General features: G+C 69.0%; 15 protein-coding genes. 11 read left to right on the forward strand and 4 right to left on the reverse strand.

The annotated features are described in order from the left end of the window. The first annotated feature begins 23 nt into the window (after positions 1 to 23). Positions 24 to 1,706, forward strand: a complete 1,683-nt coding sequence (locus F1599_RS02145) for a long-chain fatty acid--CoA ligase (protein WP_149316556.1) — start codon at positions 24 to 26, stop codon at positions 1,704 to 1,706. A gap of 34 nt (positions 1,707 to 1,740) precedes the next feature. Here F1599_RS02145 and F1599_RS02150 read toward each other — a convergent pair whose 3' ends face one another. The 4 genes from F1599_RS02150 to F1599_RS02165 all read right to left on the reverse strand — a co-directional run bounded on the left by F1599_RS02150 (position 1,741) and on the right by F1599_RS02165 (position 5,401). Next, positions 1,741 to 2,181, reverse strand: coding sequence for a hypothetical protein (locus tag F1599_RS02150; RefSeq protein ID WP_149316557.1), 441 nt, complete (start codon positions 2,179 to 2,181; stop codon positions 1,741 to 1,743). A gap of 110 nt (positions 2,182 to 2,291) precedes the next feature. Then, positions 2,292 to 2,795 (reverse strand): MarR family winged helix-turn-helix transcriptional regulator, encoded by a 504-nt coding sequence (locus tag F1599_RS02155; protein ID WP_150082096.1) that lies wholly within the window; start codon positions 2,793 to 2,795, stop codon positions 2,292 to 2,294. A gap of 92 nt (positions 2,796 to 2,887) precedes the next feature. Next, complete coding sequence (locus F1599_RS02160; RefSeq protein ID WP_149316559.1) at positions 2,888 to 3,907, reverse strand: Bug family tripartite tricarboxylate transporter substrate binding protein; 1,020 nt, start codon at positions 3,905 to 3,907, stop codon at positions 2,888 to 2,890. A 381-nt stretch (positions 3,908 to 4,288) separates the two neighbouring features. Next, positions 4,289 to 5,401: a porin gene (locus F1599_RS02165; RefSeq protein WP_149316560.1), complete on the reverse strand. Its 1,113-nt coding sequence runs from the start codon at positions 5,399 to 5,401 to the stop codon at positions 4,289 to 4,291. A gap of 325 nt (positions 5,402 to 5,726) precedes the next feature. On the opposite strand from F1599_RS02165, the gene coq7 reads away from it, so the two are divergent. From coq7 to ftsW, 10 genes are all read left to right on the forward strand, one after another. Next, on the forward strand, positions 5,727 to 6,353 hold the full coding sequence (gene coq7, locus F1599_RS02170) for a 2-polyprenyl-3-methyl-6-methoxy-1,4-benzoquinone monooxygenase (RefSeq protein ID WP_149316561.1): 627 nt from the start codon (positions 5,727 to 5,729) through the stop codon (positions 6,351 to 6,353). Between the two features lie 607 nt (positions 6,354 to 6,960). Further along, a complete protein-coding gene (gene mraZ, locus F1599_RS02175; RefSeq protein ID WP_006577764.1) occupies positions 6,961 to 7,389 on the forward strand; it encodes a division/cell wall cluster transcriptional repressor MraZ in 429 nt (142 codons plus the stop codon). A 7-nt stretch (positions 7,390 to 7,396) separates the two neighbouring features. Beyond that, positions 7,397 to 8,389 (forward strand): 16S rRNA (cytosine(1402)-N(4))-methyltransferase RsmH, encoded by a 993-nt coding sequence (gene rsmH, locus F1599_RS02180; RefSeq protein ID WP_150082097.1) that lies wholly within the window; start codon positions 7,397 to 7,399, stop codon positions 8,387 to 8,389. Continuing rightward, positions 8,386 to 8,778, forward strand: coding sequence for a cell division protein FtsL (gene ftsL / locus F1599_RS02185; RefSeq protein WP_150082099.1), 393 nt, complete (start codon positions 8,386 to 8,388; stop codon positions 8,776 to 8,778). Before rsmH ends, ftsL begins: the two co-directional genes overlap by 4 nt. Further along, complete coding sequence (locus F1599_RS02190; RefSeq protein ID WP_150082101.1) at positions 8,775 to 10,619, forward strand: peptidoglycan D,D-transpeptidase FtsI family protein; 1,845 nt, start codon at positions 8,775 to 8,777, stop codon at positions 10,617 to 10,619. The genes ftsL and F1599_RS02190 overlap by 4 nt, the downstream gene beginning before the upstream one ends. Beyond that, positions 10,616 to 12,169, forward strand: coding sequence for a UDP-N-acetylmuramoyl-L-alanyl-D-glutamate--2,6-diaminopimelate ligase (locus tag F1599_RS02195; protein WP_150082103.1), 1,554 nt, complete (start codon positions 10,616 to 10,618; stop codon positions 12,167 to 12,169). Before F1599_RS02190 ends, F1599_RS02195 begins: the two co-directional genes overlap by 4 nt. A gap of 50 nt (positions 12,170 to 12,219) precedes the next feature. Next, the gene (locus tag F1599_RS02200) at positions 12,220 to 13,659 is read left to right on the forward strand and encodes a UDP-N-acetylmuramoyl-tripeptide--D-alanyl-D-alanine ligase (protein WP_150082148.1); all 1,440 of its coding nucleotides are present in this window, start codon (positions 12,220 to 12,222) and stop codon (positions 13,657 to 13,659) included. A 94-nt stretch (positions 13,660 to 13,753) separates the two neighbouring features. Then, complete coding sequence (mraY, locus tag F1599_RS02205) at positions 13,754 to 14,923, forward strand: phospho-N-acetylmuramoyl-pentapeptide-transferase (RefSeq protein WP_023264842.1); 1,170 nt, start codon at positions 13,754 to 13,756, stop codon at positions 14,921 to 14,923. Between the two features lie 66 nt (positions 14,924 to 14,989). Beyond that, positions 14,990 to 16,552 (forward strand): Mur ligase family protein, encoded by a 1,563-nt coding sequence (locus tag F1599_RS02210; RefSeq protein ID WP_150082105.1) that lies wholly within the window; start codon positions 14,990 to 14,992, stop codon positions 16,550 to 16,552. Further along, positions 16,549 to 17,803, forward strand: a 1,255-nt coding sequence (gene ftsW, locus F1599_RS02215; RefSeq protein WP_150082149.1) for a putative lipid II flippase FtsW, incomplete at its 3' end; no start/stop codon positions are given. The genes F1599_RS02210 and ftsW, both read left to right, overlap by 4 nt.

Here is a 17,803-nt window from a genome sequence, read left to right on the forward strand (position 1 = left end):
ATTCAGAAACCAGGAGACGGCATATGGAAAAGCAGTGGCTGAAACACTATCCGGCAGGCGTACCCGCCGAGATCGACGCCAGCCAGTACCGGTCGCTTGCCCAGCTGCTGGAGGAATCCTTTCGGGACTACGCGGACCGGCGCGCCTTCGTCTGCATGGACAAGGCAATCACCTATGCCGAGCTGGACAAGCTGTCCGGCCACTTCGCCGCCTGGCTGCAGGCGCGCGGTCTCAAGCCGGGGGCGCGGGTCGCGATCATGATGCCGAACGTGCTGCAATACCCGGTCGTGCTGGCCGGCGTGCTGCGCGCGGGCATGGTGGTCGTCAACGTCAATCCGCTGTACACGCCGCGCGAGCTCGAGCACCAGCTCAAGGACAGCGGCGCCGAGGCGATCGTGATCCTGGAGAACTTCGCCGCCACGCTGCAGCAGGTGTTGTCCGCCACGCCGGTCCGGCATGTGGTGGTCGCCAGCATGGGCGACATGCTGGGCGGGCTCAAGGGTGCCGTCGTCAACTTCGTCGTGCGCAACGTCAAGAAGATGGTGCCGGCGTGGGAGCTGCCCAACTGCGTGCGCTTCCCCACGGCGCTGGCCGAGGGCAGCCGGCTGCAGCGCAAGCCGGTCGACACCGGTCCGGACGATATCGCCTTCCTGCAGTACACCGGCGGCACCACCGGCGTGTCCAAGGGTGCGGTGCTGCTGCACCGGAACGTGGTCGCCAACGTGCTGCAGTCGCAGGCGTGGATGCAGCCCGCGCTGGCCAAGGGCGCGCCGATCGACCAGGTGGTGACCATCACCGCGCTGCCGCTGTATCACATCTTCGCGCTGACGGTCTGCGCGCTGCTGGGCATGCGCAGCGGCGGCCTGAGCGTGCTGATTCCGAATCCGCGCGACATCCCGGGCTTCATCAAGGAGCTGCAGAAGTACCGCTTCCACATGTTCCCGGCGGTCAACACGCTGTACAACGCGCTGATCAATCACCCGGACATCGACAAGGTCGATTTCTCGGGGCTGCGCGTGGCCAACGGCGGCGGCATGGCGGTGCAGGAAGCGGTCGCGAAGAAATGGCTCGCCAAGACCGGCTGCCCGATCATCGAGGGCTACGGCCTGTCCGAGACCTCGCCGTCGGCGACCTGCAATCCGACCGACAGCGACGCCTTCTCCGGCACCATCGGCCTGCCGCTGCCTTCGACCGAGATTGCGATCCGCGACGACGACGGCCGCGACGTGCCGCTGGGCCAGCCGGGCGAGATCTGCCTGCGCGGGCCGCAGGTGATGGCCGGCTACTGGAACCGCCCGGACGAGACCGCGAAGGTCATGACGCCGGACGGCTTCTTCAAGACCGGCGACATCGGCATCATGGACGAGCGCGGCTATACCCGCATCGTCGACCGCAAGAAGGACATGATCCTGGTCTCGGGCTTCAACGTGTACCCGAACGAGATCGAGGGCGTGGTCGCGGAGTGCCCGGGCGTGCTGGAAGTCGCGGCGGTCGGCGTGCCGGACGAGCATTCGGGCGAGGTGGTCAAGCTGTTCGTGGTCAAGAAGGACCCGGCGCTGACCGAGCAGGATGTGATCGCGTTCTGCAAGGACCGGCTGACGGGCTACAAGCGACCCAGGTACGTCGAGTTCCGTACCGAGCTGCCGAAGACCAACGTCGGCAAGATCCTGCGGCGGGAGCTGCGCGACTCGCGCAAGGCGGCCTGATCGCCTTCGCGGCGCCGGGCAGCCCGGCGCCGGCTCAGCACTCGTTGGACGGCGCCAGCCCCGGCTCGCGCCGTCCGTCCGCGTAGACCACGCGCACGCAGCTGCCGACATCGAGGCCCGGTGCGGCCGGGCCGTTGATGGTCGCATTGGTGCCGTCGTTCAGCTTGACCTCGTAGGCGAAGATGTCGACCTGCTGCACCGGCTGGCGATTGAGCAGCCGGCCGAGATCGAAGGCCAGGCCGACGCCCACGCCACCGCCGTGCCAGCCGCCGCCGCTGGCGGCGCCCACTCCCACCCCATAGCCGGAATAGCCGCGCGCCTGTTCGACATCGACGCGCGTGACGAAGCGCTTTTCGGCGATCCGCCCCAGCTTGACGGTGGCATTGACCGGCGTGATCTGCGGCGCCGGCGGCGCGCTCGGCGAACTGGCGCAGCCGCCTGCCAGTGCCGCCACGGTGGCGGCCGCGACGGCCATCGCGGCGGCCCGCACGGGCAGGCCGGATACACGCCACGCTTGCGCCTGCGGCCGCGCTGGCGACCTTGGTTGCGACCTCGGTTGCGGCCTCGGTTGCGTCATCAGGGATTTCATGCGGACACCAGTGTCGATTTGAGGCGGCCCAGCAGCTTGAACAGCGCGCGCCGCTCGGTTTCGGCCAGCCCGCCGAACAATTGCTCGACCCATTGCTCGTGCGCGCGCGCCATGCGCGTGAAGGCGGCGCGGCCGGCGGGCGTGAGCCGGATCAGATAGGCGCGCCGGTCGTTGGCAAGCGGCTCGCGCGAAACCAGCCCTTCCTGCTGCAGCTGATCGGTGATGCCGGTCACGTTGCCGCCGGTCACCATCATGCGGCGCGACAGCTCGCCCATCTTCAGGCCCTCGGGATGGCGCTCGAGCTGGGCCATCAGGTCGAAGCGCGGCAGCGTGCAGCCGAACGACTCGCGCAGCCGGCCGCGGATATCGGCCTCGACCAGGTTGGTGCAGGTCAGCAGCCGCAGCCACAGGCGCAGGGCCTCGTGGCTGGCATCATCGGCGCGGGTTTCGAGATCGACTGGCACCGTGTTGGACGCGGCGTCGGCGGCGGAAGTCGGCATCGCAGGCGGCAAGGGAAAATGTTGACGCCTGAAGTATATGCGCTAAGCCAGCCGCGAGGCGCGCTCCCGCGGCGGCCGCGCCAGGGGCCGGATCAGTCGACCTTCGCGCCCGAATCCTTGACCACCTTGGCCCACTTGGCGGTTTCGGCGCGGATATGCTGGGCGAACTGCTGCGGCGTGCTGCCTACCGGCTCGGCGCCCTGCGCCTGCAGCTTTTCGCGCATCGCCGGCGTCCCCAGCGCCTTGGCCACTTCCTGCTGGATCCGCGACACGATCGCGGGCGGCGTGCCGGCCGGCGCCAGCAGCCCGAACCACGAGCTGGCTTCGTAGTTGGGCAGCTTGGCCGCCTGCGCAATGGTCGGCAGGTCGGGCAGGGCAGGCGACGGTTTGGCGCTGGTCACCGCCAGCGCCTTCAGCTTGCCGGCCTTGATCAGCGACATCGACGAAGGCAGGTTGTCGAACATCACCTGCATGGTGCCGCCCGCCAGGTCGGTCAGCGCCGGGCCGCTGCCCTTGTACGGGAAGTGGACCATGAAGGTGCGGGTCTGCGTCTTGAACAGTTCGCCGGCCAGATGGATCGAGGTGCCGTTGCCGCTCGAGGCCATGTTCAGCTTGCCGGGATTGGCGCGCGCATAGGCGATCAGGTCGTTGACGCTGTTGATCTTGTTCTGCTGCGCGAAGGCCGGGTTCAGCACCAGCACGTTCGGCACCGCGGCGACCTCGGTGATCGGCGCGAAGTCCTTGATCGGGTCGTACGGCAGCTTGCTGTACAGCGACTGGTTGATACCGTGGGTGCCGACCGTTCCCATCAGCAGCGTGTAGCCGTCGGGCTCGGCCTTGGAGACGATCTCGGCGCCGATGTTGCCGCCCGCACCGGGCCGGTTGTCGACCACCACGTTCCAGCCCGGCAGCTTCGACAGTTCCGCGGCGACCGCGCGCGCCAGGATGTCGGTGGTGCCGCCCGGGGCGAAGGGCACCACCATGCGGATCGGCTTGGCCGGATAGCCGGCCGGGTCGGCGGCATGCGCGGACGATAGCCACGCGAGGCCGGCCAGCCCGCTCAGGGTGGCGGCCAGGGTCAGGCGCAGCGCGCGGCGGCGGGGGGCTTGCATCGGTCGTCTCCTTGCGCGCCGTTGGAAGAGCAGGCGCGTCGTGTTGTCGGTGTGTTGTTGCTGCGTTGTCGTTGCGCAATCGCTGCGGTGTTGCCGCGATGTCGCCGCGTTGCTGCTCGCACGGCCGGCGGGTCGCCGGGACTGCTGCATTCTAGTGGCGCCGACGAGGCAATGCCGATGAGGTGAAGCCCTATGGCGGCGCCGCGCGCCGTCATGGGGTGGGCCGAGCTTGGCCCTAGCTTGGCCCGGGCAGGAGCCCGGGCAGGGGCTCGAGCAGGGGCTCGAGCAGGGGCTCGGGCGGCGCCGATAAAAAAGGCACCCGAAGGTGCCTTTCGAAGACGCGCTTCAGGCCGGCGCACGGCCGGCCGTCGGTGCTCGCGTTCAGAACTTGTGGCGGATACCGATGCCCACGCCGACCATATTGTCTTCGCCGGCGCCCAGCGGGTAGCCGTTGGCGAAGCTGATGACGGCGCTGTCGAAGTTCAGGCCGGCGTTCTTGGTGTAGGCGGCGGTCAGGTAGATGTCGGTCCGCTTGGTGATGTTGTAGTCCGCCACGAAGCTGACCTGCCACGGGTTCGGTGCGTTGACGCCGTTCAGGTTCTTGACGTCGGCGTAGTAGTACGCCAGCGTCAGGCCCAGCGCGGCGGTGGCCTGGTAGTTGGCGCCGGCCCAGTAGTAGTCGTCGCGGTAGATGGTGGCGTCGTTCGGGGCCTTGTTCTGGCCCCAGCGGTAGCCTGCCATCAGCTTGGCCGGGCCGAAGGCGTAGCTGGCCGCGGCACCCGCCTTGCGGAACGTTGCGGTGTCGCCGCCGGTGTTGGCCACCGTCGGGTTCGACTGGTCGTAGGCGATGGTCACGCCCAGCGGACCGGCCGCGTACGCCACCGCACCACCGTAGCCGGTGTCGCGGCGGAACTGGCCCGGCACTTCGCCGCCGCCGGCCACGCCGTTGCCGAACGACCAGTGCGCGATGGCGGTGACCGGACCGAACTTGCCGGTGTACTTGGCGGTGTTGTCCGAGCGGAAGTTGGTACCCAGCTGATAGGCAATCGGTTCGTACTGCGTCGCGTAGCCGGTCGGCGAGAAGTTGGCGAACGCATCGAACATCGAGGTGTACTGGCGACCGAAGGTGATGCGGCCGACCTGGTTGCTCTCGATACCGACATACGCCTGACGGCCGAACAGGCGGCCGCCCTGCTGCATGCGGCCGTCATCCACGCCGAAGCCGCTTTCCAGCACGAACAGCGCCTTCATGCCGCCGCCGAGATCTTCCACGCCGCGCAGACCCCAGCGCGAACCGGACAGGCCGCCGGAAGTCACCCCGAACTTGTTTTCTCCACGGCCAGGGAATCCGGCCGTGCCCGCCGCGGTCGAGGACATGTTGCTGACGTACTCGATGTTGGCGTCGACCACCCCGTAAAGCGTGACGCTCGATTGGGCCTGAGCGGTCCCGGCGAAAGCGCCGAGCGCGGCCAATGCAAGAAGCGACTTCTTCATGCTGGTTTATCTCCTGTAGTAAGAATTATTGGTGTGATGCGCGAGACAGCCTCCTGAACTCTCCATGCTCTGCGCACCCAACTTCGCGAGAAGTTGTCGGGTACTGTAACAAACGGCATTGTTTGCACAATCGCACAGTCGTTCTATTGTCGGCTTTTCACAACTCAGGGTTTTGGAGTGGCCCGCCAGCCCAGGCCAGTACTGGCAAGGCGCCCCGCGAGGGCGGTCCGAAACGGGGGCGGTACAATGCGGGAAATCCCCGAACCGACCCAAGGCGGCTCATCGTCACTTTCACCGTCACGCCGGCCGCCACCGCCGTACCGACATGGACAAGCTGATCCACGAATTCGACGTCGCCCTGCGCGCCATCACCGGCGCGACCCGTGCGGGGCGCCCCAGCCCGGCCGAGACGCTGGGCGAGCACGACGACACGCAACTGGACGCCGGCGAGCGCCGGCATGTCGCCGGGCTGATGCGGGTCAACCATGTCGGGGAGGTCTGCGCCCAGGCGCTGTACCAGGCCCAGAAGCTGACCGCGCGCGATGGCGCGGTGCGCGCGCAGATGGATGCCGCCGCGCGCGAGGAGGAGGATCACCTCGGCTGGTGCGCGGAGCGCCTGCGCGAGCTCGGCTCGCGGCCGAGCCTGCTGAACCCGCTGTGGTACGCCGGCGCCTTCGCCATCGGCTGGCTGGCCGGCCGCGCCGGCGATCGCGCGAGCCTGGGCTTCGTTTCCGAGACCGAGCGCCAGGTCGAGCAGCACCTGACCGGCCATCTGGAGCAGCTGCCTCCCGCCGATGCGCGCTCGCGCGCGATCCTCGAGCAGATGCGCGACGACGAGGCCCGCCATGGCGCCAGCGCGCGCGAAGCGGGCGGGATCACGCTGCCCGCCCCGGTGCGGGCGGCGATGCGCGCGGCCTCGCGCGTGATGACCACCACGGCTTACCGGATCTGAAGCGGACTGAAGCGGATCTGAAGCGGACTGAAGCGGATCTGAAGCGGACTGAAGCGGATCTGAAGCGGACTGAAGCGGATCTGAAGCGGACTGAAGCGGATCTGAAGCGGATCTGAAGCGGATCTGAAGCGGATCTGAAGCGGGCCTGACGCGGAGCCGACGGTCCCGTCACGACCCGCACGGCGCGCCGGACCGCGTCGTCCGGCGCCCGCCGCGGGCTCTTCCCAGCGGCTCTCGGCATCGAATCGTTGTATCCTTTGGCCGGGCACGGGACCGCGGTATTTCCTTGCGCCAGCGACTTCTCCCCGCGTAGTTCTCAGGTGGTTTCTCGGCTTTCTCCCCTAAGACCTTCATTTCATTAGGAATTCACCTTCCTGGTGCGCGCTCGCCCTGCGCTAAGTCTTTGTTCTGATTCCGAAAAACGCCTTTTTGGCACCGTTGACGAGCCTTGACCGGCCAATAGGCTTCCTCTAAAGTGGGGAATAGTGTGAGGAAGTGTATTTTTGTGTGAGGAAAGGGCTTCGGTGTGGGATGATGTGCACTAGCCGAAGCGGACCAGTCAACGCCACGCCAAGCCGCCGAAGGCAGGCGCGGGACGGGGGTGAACTTGTTTCAGGGAGCATCGGCGCTCTCCCTCGATGCCAAGGGTCGGATGTCGATTCCGACGCGGCACCGGGAAGCGCTGCAACAACAGGCCGAGGGCCGGGTGACGCTGACCAAGCACCCGGATGGATGCCTGCTGCTCTTTCCCCGGCCGGAATGGGAAACCTTTCGCACACGGATTGCGGCGTTGCCGATGGACGCGCACTGGTGGAAGCGCATTTTTCTGGGCAATGCCGCCGACGTCGAAATGGACAGCGCCGGGCGCGTGCTGATCGCGCCGGAGCTGCGCAGCGCCGCCATGCTGGACAAGGAAGTGATGCTGCTCGGCATGGGCAGCCATTTCGAGGTCTGGGATGCCGCGACCTACGCCGCCAAGGAACAGCAGGCGATGGCCCAGGGCATGCCTGAAGCATTGAAGAACTTCTCTTTCTGAAGTGGTTATGGAACCGACCCGTACGCCGGGGCCCACCCCCCTGCGCCATCGCACCGTGCTGCTGGACGAAGCCGTCGATGCGCTCGTGTGGCGGCCCGACGGCGTCTACGTGGACGGCACCTTCGGCAGGGGAGGGCACAGCCGGGCCGTGCTGGCGCGGCTGGGACCCGAAGGGGCACTGGTCGCCTTCGACAAGGATCCGGCAGCAATCGCAGAAGCGGGCACCATCAAGGATGCCCGCTTCTCTATTGAGCACGCGAGCTTCGCCGCCATGGGCGAGCGCCTGGCCGGCGCGAAGGTCGCGGGCGTGCTGCTCGACCTGGGGATCAGCTCGCCCCAGATCGACGACGCAGCGAGGGGGTTTTCGTTTCGGTTCGAGGGCCCGCTCGACATGCGCATGGACACCACGCGCGGCATCACCGCCGCCGAGTGGCTGGCGCAGGCCGACGAGCAGGACATCGCGAGGGTGATACGAGACTATGGGGAAGAACGGTTTGCTGTACAGATTGCAAAGGCGATTGTTGCTCGCCGGAGCGAACCCGGCGATGGCGGACGCCTCGCCACTACTGCCGACCTTGCCGCGCTCGTGGCGAAAGCCGTCAAGACACGCGAGAAGGGTCAGGACCCTGCGACCCGCACCTTTCAGGCTCTACGGATTTTCATCAATCAAGAGCTTGCGGACCTCGAAAGCGGTCTGAGCGCGGCCTACGATCTGCTCGAGGTAGGGGGACGGCTGGTGGTGATCAGCTTTCATTCGCTGGAGGACCGCATCGTCAAGCGGTTCATGCAGGCGCACGCACGCCCGCAGCAGGACGCCGATCCGGCGCTGCGGCGCGCGCCGCTGCGCGCGGCCGACCTGCCCCAGCCCACGATGAAGCTGCTCGGCCGCGTCAAGCCCGGTGCCCGGGAAACCGCCGACAACCCCCGCGCGCGCTCGGCCGTGATGCGCGTCGCTGAAAAACTGGCGCCCGCCGCGCCTGAGGGTGGGGCGCGCGCATGAACCGCCTGACCTTCTTCCTGCTCGGCGCGCTGATTCTGTGCGCGCTGTCGCTCGTCAGCGCCCAGCACGAGGCGCGCACGCTGTTCGTCGCGCTCGAGCGCGCGCAGTCCGAGGAGCGCCAGCTTGAGACCGACTGGTCGCGGCTGCAATACCAGCAGAGCGCGCTGTCCAAGAGCGCGCGCATCGCCGACGCGGCCCGCGCGCAATTGAAGATGTCGCCGGTCAGCCCCGGCCGTACCCAATACCTGCAGGGCATCGTGCTGCCGCGCACCGAAGGCGAGGGCGCCAACGGTGCCGCCGGTGCCAATGGCGCCAATGGTGCCAATGGTGCCAACGGTGCCAACGGTGCCGAAACGCAGCAGCGTAACGCCGCGGAGGACCGTCCATGACGATGGCCCGCCCGAGCCTGCACCGCCCGCGCAATGCGCGGCCCGCGGCCACGCGTCCGCGCTCCGGCCAGTTCTCGGCCAGCCCGGTGCTCGGCCTGCGCCTGCCGATGTGGCGCTCCAAGCTGGTGGTGTTCCTGATGTTCACGGCCTTCGTCGCGCTGGCCGTGCGCGCGCTGTGGATCCAGGGCCCGGGCAACCAGTTCTACGAGGCCGAGGGCAAGAAGCGCTTCCAGCGCACGCTCGAGCTGCCGGCCACGCGCGGCAAGATCCTCGACCGCAACGGCCTGGTGCTGGCCACCAGCCTGCCGGTCAAGGCGATCTGGGCGGTGCCCGAGGACGTGCCGTCGAACCTGGATGCCGGCAAGCTGCGCCAGCTCGCCAGGCTGCTCGACATGTCCGAGAAGGACCTGCGCAAGAAGCTGACCGAGGACAAGAGCTTCGTCTACCTGAAGCGGCAGGTGCTGCCCGACGTGGCCGAGAAGATCGCCGCGCTGAAAATCGACGGCGTGCACCAGAGCGGCGAGTACAAGCGCTTCTACCCGGAAGGGGAGGCGATGGCGCATATCGTCGGCTTCACCAACGTCGAGGACCGCGGCCAGGAAGGCATGGAGCTGGCGCGCGAAGGCGTGCTGGCCGGCAAGGCGGGCGCGCGCCAGGTCATCAAGGACCGGCTCGGCCGCGTGGTCGAGGACATCGGCGTGCTGCGCAGCCCGCGCGACGGCCGGGACCTGCAGTTGTCGATCGACGCCAAGATCCAGTACCTGGCCTTCAACGAGGTCAAGGCGGTGGCCGAGCGCAGCAAGGCCAAGGCCGCCAGCGCGGTGGTGCTCGACGCGCAGACCGGCGAGGTGCTGGCGCTGGCCAACTGGCCCAGCTACAACCCGAACGACCGCGCGCGCCTGTCCGGCGAGCAGCTGCGCAACCGCGTGCTGACCGACACCTTCGAGCCCGGCTCGATGATGAAGCCGATCACCGCCGCGCTGGCGCTGCAGCTCAAGCGCGTGACGCCGTCGACGGTGTTCCAGACCGAAGGCCGCTACACCTTCGAGCGCGCGACCATCTCCGACACCCACAACTACGGTCCGCTGACCGTCGCCGGCGTGATCCAGAAGTCCAGCAACATCGGCACCATCAAGATGGCGATGCTGATGAAGCCGCAGGAAATGTGGGACATGTTCACCAGCCTGGGCCTGGGCCAGGCGCCCAAGCTCGGCTTCCCCGGCGCCGCCGCGGGCCGAGTGCGCCCGTACAAGAGCTGGCGGCCGATCGAGCAGGCCACCATGTCGTACGGCTACGGCCTGTCGGTGTCGCTGATGCAGATGGCGCACGCCTATACGATCTTCGCCCACGACGGCGAGCTGATTCCGATCACGATGTTCCGCACCGACGGCCCGGCCAGCGGCGAGCGCGTGATCTCGCCCCAGGTCGCGCGCGACGTGCGCGGCATGCTGGAGATGGTGACGGCGCCCGGCGGCACCGCGACCCAGGCCCAGGTCATGGGCTACCGCGTCGGCGGCAAGACCGGCACCGCCTACAAGCACGTCGGCCGCGGCTACGACCGCAGCAAGTACCGCGCCTCGTTCATCGGCCTGGCGCCGATGTCGAACCCGCGCATCATCGTCGCCGTCAGCGTCGACGAGCCGACCTCGGGCAGCCACTATGGCGGCGCCGTCGCCGGCCCGGTGTTCGCCGCGATCACCGGCGGCACGCTGCGCGCGCTGAATGTCCAGCCCGATTCGCCGATCCGGCAGCTGGTGGTCACCGAGAGCGTGCCCGAGACCCTGCCCGATGCGCCGCCCGAAGCCCTGTCCGCCCGCGGAACCGGGAGCACCACCCGATGACCGCTCGCAGCAAGCACGCCGCCCTCGAACAGGCCGCTGCCAAGGCAGCGGCCTGGTTGCGCCAGCACGCCGGCCAGCAGTCGGGCCATACCGCCCGCCTGACCGGCGACACGCGCCGGCTGCGCCAGGGCGATGTCTTCTTCGCCTATGTGCTGGGCAACCAGCGCCTGTCGACCGACGGCCGCCCCTATATCGGCGAGGCGCTCGCGCGCGGCGCCGCGGCGGTGGTCTACGAGAGCCGCGGCTACGAGTGGCCGCATGGCGATGCCGTGCCGCACCTGCCGATCGAAGGGCTGGAGCGGCTGGCCGGGCCGATCGCCGCCGCCTGGTACGGCAACGCGGCGCGCGGGCTGGCGATCACCGGCATCACCGGCACCAACGGCAAGACGTCGTGCAGCCAGTGGCTCGCACGCGTGCTGCAGGCCACCGGTACCCGCTGCGCGACCATCGGCACGCTCGGCAGCGGCTTTCCGGACGCGCTGCAGCACACCGGCTTCACCACGCCCGACGCGGTGCAGCTGCAGGACAGCCTGGCCGAGCTGCATGCCGCCGGCGCGGCCGCGGTGGCGATGGAAGTGTCCTCGCACGGCCTCGAGCAGGGCCGCGTCGCCGGCACGCCGTTCCAGGTCGCGGTGCTGACCAACCTGACCCAGGACCACCTCGACTACCACGGCAGCATGGCCGAGTACGAGGCGGCCAAGACGCTGCTGTTCCACTGGCCGAAGCTGCAGGCCGCGGTGATCAACCGCGACGACGCGATGGGCCGGCGCCTGCTGGCGGGCGGCATGGCGGCGCGGCAGGTGATCGAATACGGCATCGGCGGCCCCGCCGGCCCGACCGGCTTCAGCGGCGGCGCGGCGTGGCTGCGCGCCACCGGCGTGAAGGCCACGCCGACCGGCACCGTGTTCAAGGTCGACAGCAGCTTCGGCAGCGCCGAGGTCGCCACGCCGCTGATCGGCGAATTCAACGTCAGCAATCTGCTGGCCGTGCTCGGCGCGGCGCTGGCCAATGGCGTCGCCTGGGACGCGGCGCTGGCCGCGCTGCGCGCGCTGCGCCCGGTCGACGGCCGCATGGAGCTGTTCGGCGGACACGAAGGGCCGCTGGCCGTGGTCGACTACGCGCATACCCCCGACGCGCTCGAGAAGACGCTGGACGGGCTGCGTCCGGTGGCCGCGGCGCGCCAGGGCCGGCTGTGGTGCGTGTTCGGCTGCGGCGGCGATCGCGATCCGGGCAAGCGACCGCAGATGGGCGCGGTGGCCGAGCGCCTGGCCGACGAGGTGGTGCTGACCAGCGACAACCCGCGCAGCGAGGACCCGCAGGCGATTCTCGATGCGATCGCCGACGGCATGCAGGACTTCCGCCGCGGCCGCCAGATCGAGGACCGCGCCGCGGCCATCCTCTACGCGGTCAAGCATGCCGGCGCGAACGACGTGGTGCTGGTGGCCGGCAAGGGCCACGAGGCCACGCAGGAAATCCAGGGCCGCAAGCGGCCGTTCTCCGATCGCGAGCATGTGCGCCTGGCGCTGGCGGCGCGCGGAGTATCGGCATGAGTACGAGCATGAGCACCGGCATGACGGCAACGGCCAAACCAGAACAGACGATGACCGACCTGCAGCAGGCCGCGGGCTGGATCGCCGGCGCACGCATCGAAGGCGATGGCGCGCGGCGGTTCACCCGCGTGCATACCGACAGCCGCACCGTCGAGCCCGGCGATCTGTTCGTCGCGCTGCGCGGCGAACGTTTCGACGCGCACGATTTCATTGCCGATGTGGCTGCGAAAGGCGCCGCCGCGGTGCTGGTCGAGCGCGACATCGGCGCCGCCGCGCCGGGTTTGCCGGCGATCGTGGCGCCCGATACGCGCGTCGCGCTGGGCCAGCTCGGCGCCGGCTGGCGCGCGCAGTTCACGTTGCCGACGGTCGCGGTGACCGGCAGCAACGGCAAGACCACGGTCAAGGAAATGATCGCGGCGATCTTCGTCGCGGCGGTCGGCGAAGCGCAGCGCCTGGCCACCGGCGGCAACCTGAACAACGACATCGGGCTGCCGCTGACGGTGCTGCGCCTGCGTCCGAGCCATCGGCTGGCGGTGCTCGAGCTCGGCATGAACCATCCGGGCGAGACCGCGACGCTGGCGGCGATCGCGCAGCCCACGGTGGCGGTGATCACCAACGCCCAGCGCGAGCACCAGGAATTCATGGTCAGCGTCGAGGCCGTCGCGCACGAGCACGCCAGCATCCTGGCCGCGCTGCCGGCCGGCGGCACCGCGGTGTTTCCGCTCGACGCGGCCAGCGGCGGCGCGCATGCCGGCATCTGGCGCGCCGCGGCCGGCGGCCGGCCGGTGCTGACCTTTGGCCTGGCCGAGGGCGGCGAGGCCAGCCAGGCCGACGTGACCGCCGACGTCAGCCTCGACGATGGCGTGCAGCGGCTGCAGGTACGCGCGCCCGGCCGCGCCTTCGAGGTCCGGCTGGCGCTGCTCGGCATGCACAACGTGCGCAATGCGCTGGCGGCGATCGCCTGCGCGCTGGCCGCCGGCGTCGAGGTCGAGGCGATCCAGCGCGGCCTGGCCAGCTTCGCGCCGGTCAAGGGCCGGCTCCAGGTCAAGCGCGCCGCGGCCGGCACCGTGGTGATCGACGACACCTACAACGCCAACCCCGACTCGATGCGCGCCGCCATCGACGTGCTGGCCGGCTTTGCGCCGCCGCGCGTGCTGGTGATCGGCGACATGGGCGAGGTCGGCGATCAGGGACCGGCGTTCCACGCCGAGATCGGCGCCTATGCGCGCGCGCGCGGCATCGAGACGCTGTGGGCCACCGGCGAGGCCTCGCCGCACGCGGTGCAGGCCTTCGGCGAGGGCGCCCGGCACTTTGCCGGCGCCGACGCGCTGGCGACGACGCTGGCCGCCGATGCGGACGGCACCGTCGCGCGGGCAAGCGCCGTGCTGGTCAAGGGCTCGCGCTTCATGCGGATGGAGCGCATGGTCGACGCGCTGGTGACGCCGTCGGCCGGGTCGGCTGAGTCGGCGGGGCCGGCGAACAAGGGTTGAGACTGAACGGCAGTGAAGCTTAACGATTGATTGGAATTGGCCGCCAGGCCCCTGAACGAGAGGGCGGCGGCAGCAGACAGGAAAACGAAGAACGATGTTATTGGCCCTGGCCCAATGGCTGCAAGATGACTACAGCTTCCTGCGGGTCGTCAACTATCTGACCTTCCGCGCCGTGATGGCCAACCTCACGGCGCTGGTGATCGGCCTCGCGCTCGGTCCGTGGGTGATTCGCAAGCTGACCGAGATGAAGATCGGCCAGGCGGTGCGCACCATCGGCCCGCAGACCCATCTGGTCAAGTCCGGCACGCCGACCATGGGCGGCGTGCTGGTGCTGCTGTCGATCGGCATCTCGACGGTGCTGTGGTGCGACTGGGGCAACCGCTTCGTCTGGGTGGTGATGCTGGTGACCTTCGGCTACGGCGCGATCGGCTGGGTCGACGACTACCGCAAGGTCGTCTATCGCGACCCGCGCGGCATGTCGAGCGGCGAGAAGTATTTTTGGCAGACGCTGATCGGGCTGGTGGCCGCGGTCTATCTGGCCTTCTCGATTTCCGAGGCCAGCAACGTCAAGGTGTGGGAGCTGTTCCTGAGCTGGGTCGAGGGCGGGCTGTCGCTGGACATGCCCTACAAGTCGAACCTGCTGGTGCCCTTCTTCAAGGAAGTCAGCTACCCGCTGGGCGTGGCCGGCTTCATCGTGCTGACCTATTTCGTGATCGTCGGCTCGAGCAACGCCGTCAACCTGACCGACGGCCTCGACGGCCTGGTGATCATGCCGGTGGTGCTGGTCGGCAGCGCGCTCGGCGTGTTCGCCTACGTGATGGGCAACGCGGTCTACAGCAAGTACCTGCTGTTCCCGCATATCCCCGGGGCGGGCGAGCTGCTGATCTTCTGCTCGGCGATGGCCGGCGCGGGCCTGGCCTTCCTGTGGTTCAACGCGCATCCGGCGCAGGTGTTCATGGGCGATGTCGGCGCGCTGGCGCTGGGCGGGGCGCTCGGCACCATTGCCGTGATCGTGCGCCAGGAGATCGTGCTGTTCGTGATGGGCGGCGTGTTCGTCGCCGAGACGGTGTCGGTGATGCTGCAGGTCACCTGGTTCAAGTTCACCAAGCGCCGTTATGGCGAAGGGCGGCGGCTGTTCCGCATGGCGCCGCTGCACCACCATTTCGAGCTGAGTGGCTGGAAGGAAACGCAGGTGACGGTCCGCTTCTGGGTGATCACGCTGCTGCTGGTGCTGATCGGGCTGTCGACGCTCAAGCTGCGCTGAGGCGCACAGGCGGAACGCAGACCGGCAAGTTGAATCGACGACAGGAAATCAAGGGCAGGAAACGAAGTGTTTGGCGAGTTGCAGACCCCTCATGTGCTGGTACTGGGCCTCGGTGAATCGGGCCTGGCGATGGCGCGCTGGTGCGGCCGGTATGGCTGCGCGCTGCGCGTCGCCGACACGCGTCCGGCGCCCGCCAATCTTGCCTTCCTGCAGGCCGAGCTGCCCTCGGCCGAATTCGTCGGCGGCGCCGCCTTTGCGTCCGCCCTGCCGGCGCTGCTCGACGGCATCGGGCTGATCGCGATCAGCCCGGGCCTGTCGCCCACCGAGGCCGATACCGGCGCGCTGCTGGACGCGGCGCGCGAGCGCGGCATCCCGGTGTGGGGCGAGATCGAACTGTTCGCGCGCGCGCTGGCGCATCTGCAGGCGGAGGCCGGCTACGCGCCGAAGCTGCTGGCGATCACCGGCACCAACGGCAAGACCACCACCACCGCGCTGACCGGCCGGCTGGTCGAGCGCGCCGGCAAGACCGTCGCGGTCGCCGGCAATATCAGCCCGTCGGCGCTGGACAAGCTGTCGGCCTGCATCGCCTCGGCGACGCTGCCCGAGGTCTGGGTGCTCGAGCTGTCCAGCTTCCAGCTGGAGACCACGCATACGCTGGCGCCGCATGCGGCCGCGGTGCTCAACGTCACGCAGGACCATCTGGACTGGCACGGCACCATGCAGGCCTACGCGGCCGCCAAGCAGCGCATCTTCGGGCCGGCGCCGGCCGTGGGGGCCGACGGTGCCGACGGTGCCCCATGCGTGCAGGTGCTCAACCGCAACGACCGCCTGACGATGGAGATGGCGCGCCCGGGTACCGCTCCGGTGACCTTCGGCACCGACCTGCCCGAAATGCCGGGCAGCTTCGGCATCCTGCGCGAGGGCGGCATGCCCTGGCTGGTGCTGGCGGAGCCCGATGGCGAAACTGAAGAGGCCAGGCCGCGCCGCCGCAAGAGCGCCGCGGGCGAGGAGGCCGCGCCGGTGCCGGTGCGGCACAAGCGCCTGATGCCGGCCGACGCGCTGCATATCCGCGGCATGCACAACGCCACCAACGCGATGGCGGCGCTGGCGCTGTGCCGCGCCATCGATCTGCCGCTGAACGCGCTGCTGCACGGCCTGCGCGAGTACCGCGGCGAGCCGCACCGGGTCGAGTGGATCGCCACCATCGACGACGTCGAGTACTTCGACGACAGCAAGGGCACCAATGTCGGCGCGACCGTCGCGGCGCTGTCCGGGCTCGACAAGCGCGTGGTGCTGATCGCCGGTGGCGAGGGCAAGGGCCAGGATTTCTCGCCGCTGGCGGCGCCGGTGGCGCAGTACGCGCGCGCGGTGGTGCTGATCGGCAAGGCCGCCGGCGAACTGCGCGCGGCGCTGGAAGGCACCGGCGTTGCGCTGCTCGACGCGGGCTCGAACGAGGGCGCGCTGGAAGCGGCGGTGCGGCTGGCCGCCGAACAGGCCCAGGCGGGTGACGTGGTGCTGCTGTCGCCGGCCTGCGCGAGCCTGGACATGTTCCGCAATTACGTGCATCGCGCGCAGGTGTTCCGCGCCGCGGTGGAAGAACTGGCGCTGTCCCGGGGGATCATGCCATGAGCGAGATGCAGGCAGAGCGCCAGGCCAAGCGCAGCGGCTTCGTCGGCGCCACCATCGTCGGCGCGACCATCGGCAATGCCTGGGAAGGGCTGCGCGATGCGGTGTCCGGCGTCAAGCCGACCCGCTCGCGGATGATGGAGTACGACCAGCCGCTGCTGTGGGTAGCGATCGTGCTGCTGGCGCTCGGCCTGGTGATGGTCTATTCGGCGACCATCGCGCTGCCCGATTCGCCGCGCTTCGCCAATTACCGCGAGAGCCATTTCCTGATCCGCCATGCGTTCTCGCTGCTGATCGGGCTCGGCGTCGGGCTGCTGGCCTTCCAGGTGCCGGTCAAGTACTGGGACCGCTATGCGCCCAAGCTGTTCGTGCTGGCGCTGATCCTGCTGATCCTGGTGCTGGTGCCCTTCATCGGCAAGGGCGTCAACGGCGCGCGCCGCTGGATTCCGCTGGGCCTGATGAACTTCCAGCCGTCCGAGCTGATGAAGCTGGCGGTGGTGCTGTACGCGGCCAACTACACGGTGCGCAAGCAGGAATGGATGCAGAGCCTGGGCAAGGGCTTCCTGCCGATGGGCGTCGCGGTGGCGGTGGTCGGCATGCTGCTGCTGCTCGAGCCCGACATGGGCGCCTTCCTGGTGATCGCCGCGGTGGCGATGGGCATCCTGTTCCTTGGCGGCGTCAACGGCAAGCTGTTCGGCGCGCTGGTGGCGATCGCGGTGGGCACCTTCGCGCTGCTGATCGCGGTGTCGCCGTGGCGGCGCGAGCGGATCTTCGCCTATCTCGATCCCTGGCGCGAGGAATACGCGCTGGGCAAGGCCTATCAGCTGACGCATTCGCTGATCGCCTTCGGCCGCGGCGAATGGGCCGGGGTGGGGCTGGGCGGCAGCATCGAGAAGCTGCACTACCTGCCCGAGGCGCATACCGACTTCATCCTGGCCGTGATCGGCGAGGAGCTGGGCTTCATCGGCGTGCTGACCGCGATCGTGCTGTTCTACTGGCTGGTGCGCCGCGCCTTCTCGATCGGCCGCACCGCGCTGCAGCTGGACCGCACCTTCGCCGGGCTGGTCGCCAAGGGCATCGGCATCTGGATCGGCTGGCAGGCCTTCATCAACATGGGCGTGAACCTGGGCCTGCTGCCGACCAAGGGCCTGACGCTGCCGATGGTCAGCTACGGCGGCTCGGGGATCCTGATGAACTGCGTCGCGTTGGCCTTGCTGCTCCGTATCGATTACGAAAATCGGGTGTTGATGCGTG

Source organism: Cupriavidus cauae (genome assembly GCF_008632125.1).
In the GTDB taxonomy this organism is placed as follows: Bacteria; Pseudomonadota; Gammaproteobacteria; order Burkholderiales; family Burkholderiaceae; genus Cupriavidus; species Cupriavidus cauae.

Excerpts from the sequence above, each read along its gene's own strand:
- F1599_RS02145 (WP_149316556.1), top strand. The coding sequence starts at position 24 with ATGGAAAAGCAGTGGCTGAAACACTATCCGGCAGGCGTACCCGCCGAG.
- F1599_RS02150 (WP_149316557.1), bottom strand. The coding sequence starts at position 2,181 with ATGGCCGTCGCGGCCGCCACCGTGGCGGCACTGGCAGGCGGCTGCGCC.
- F1599_RS02155 (WP_150082096.1), bottom strand. The coding sequence starts at position 2,795 with ATGCCGACTTCCGCCGCCGACGCCGCGTCCAACACGGTGCCAGTCGAT.
- F1599_RS02160 (WP_149316559.1), bottom strand. The coding sequence starts at position 3,907 with ATGCAAGCCCCCCGCCGCCGCGCGCTGCGCCTGACCCTGGCCGCCACC.
- F1599_RS02165 (WP_149316560.1), bottom strand. The coding sequence starts at position 5,401 with ATGAAGAAGTCGCTTCTTGCATTGGCCGCGCTCGGCGCTTTCGCCGGG.
- coq7 (WP_149316561.1), top strand. The coding sequence starts at position 5,727 with ATGGACAAGCTGATCCACGAATTCGACGTCGCCCTGCGCGCCATCACC.
- rsmH (WP_150082097.1), top strand. The coding sequence starts at position 7,397 with ATGGAACCGACCCGTACGCCGGGGCCCACCCCCCTGCGCCATCGCACC.
- ftsL (WP_150082099.1), top strand. The coding sequence starts at position 8,386 with ATGAACCGCCTGACCTTCTTCCTGCTCGGCGCGCTGATTCTGTGCGCG.
- F1599_RS02190 (WP_150082101.1), top strand. The coding sequence starts at position 8,775 with ATGACGATGGCCCGCCCGAGCCTGCACCGCCCGCGCAATGCGCGGCCC.
- F1599_RS02195 (WP_150082103.1), top strand. The coding sequence starts at position 10,616 with ATGACCGCTCGCAGCAAGCACGCCGCCCTCGAACAGGCCGCTGCCAAG.
- F1599_RS02200 (WP_150082148.1), top strand. The coding sequence starts at position 12,220 with ATGACCGACCTGCAGCAGGCCGCGGGCTGGATCGCCGGCGCACGCATC.
- mraY (WP_023264842.1), top strand. The coding sequence starts at position 13,754 with ATGTTATTGGCCCTGGCCCAATGGCTGCAAGATGACTACAGCTTCCTG.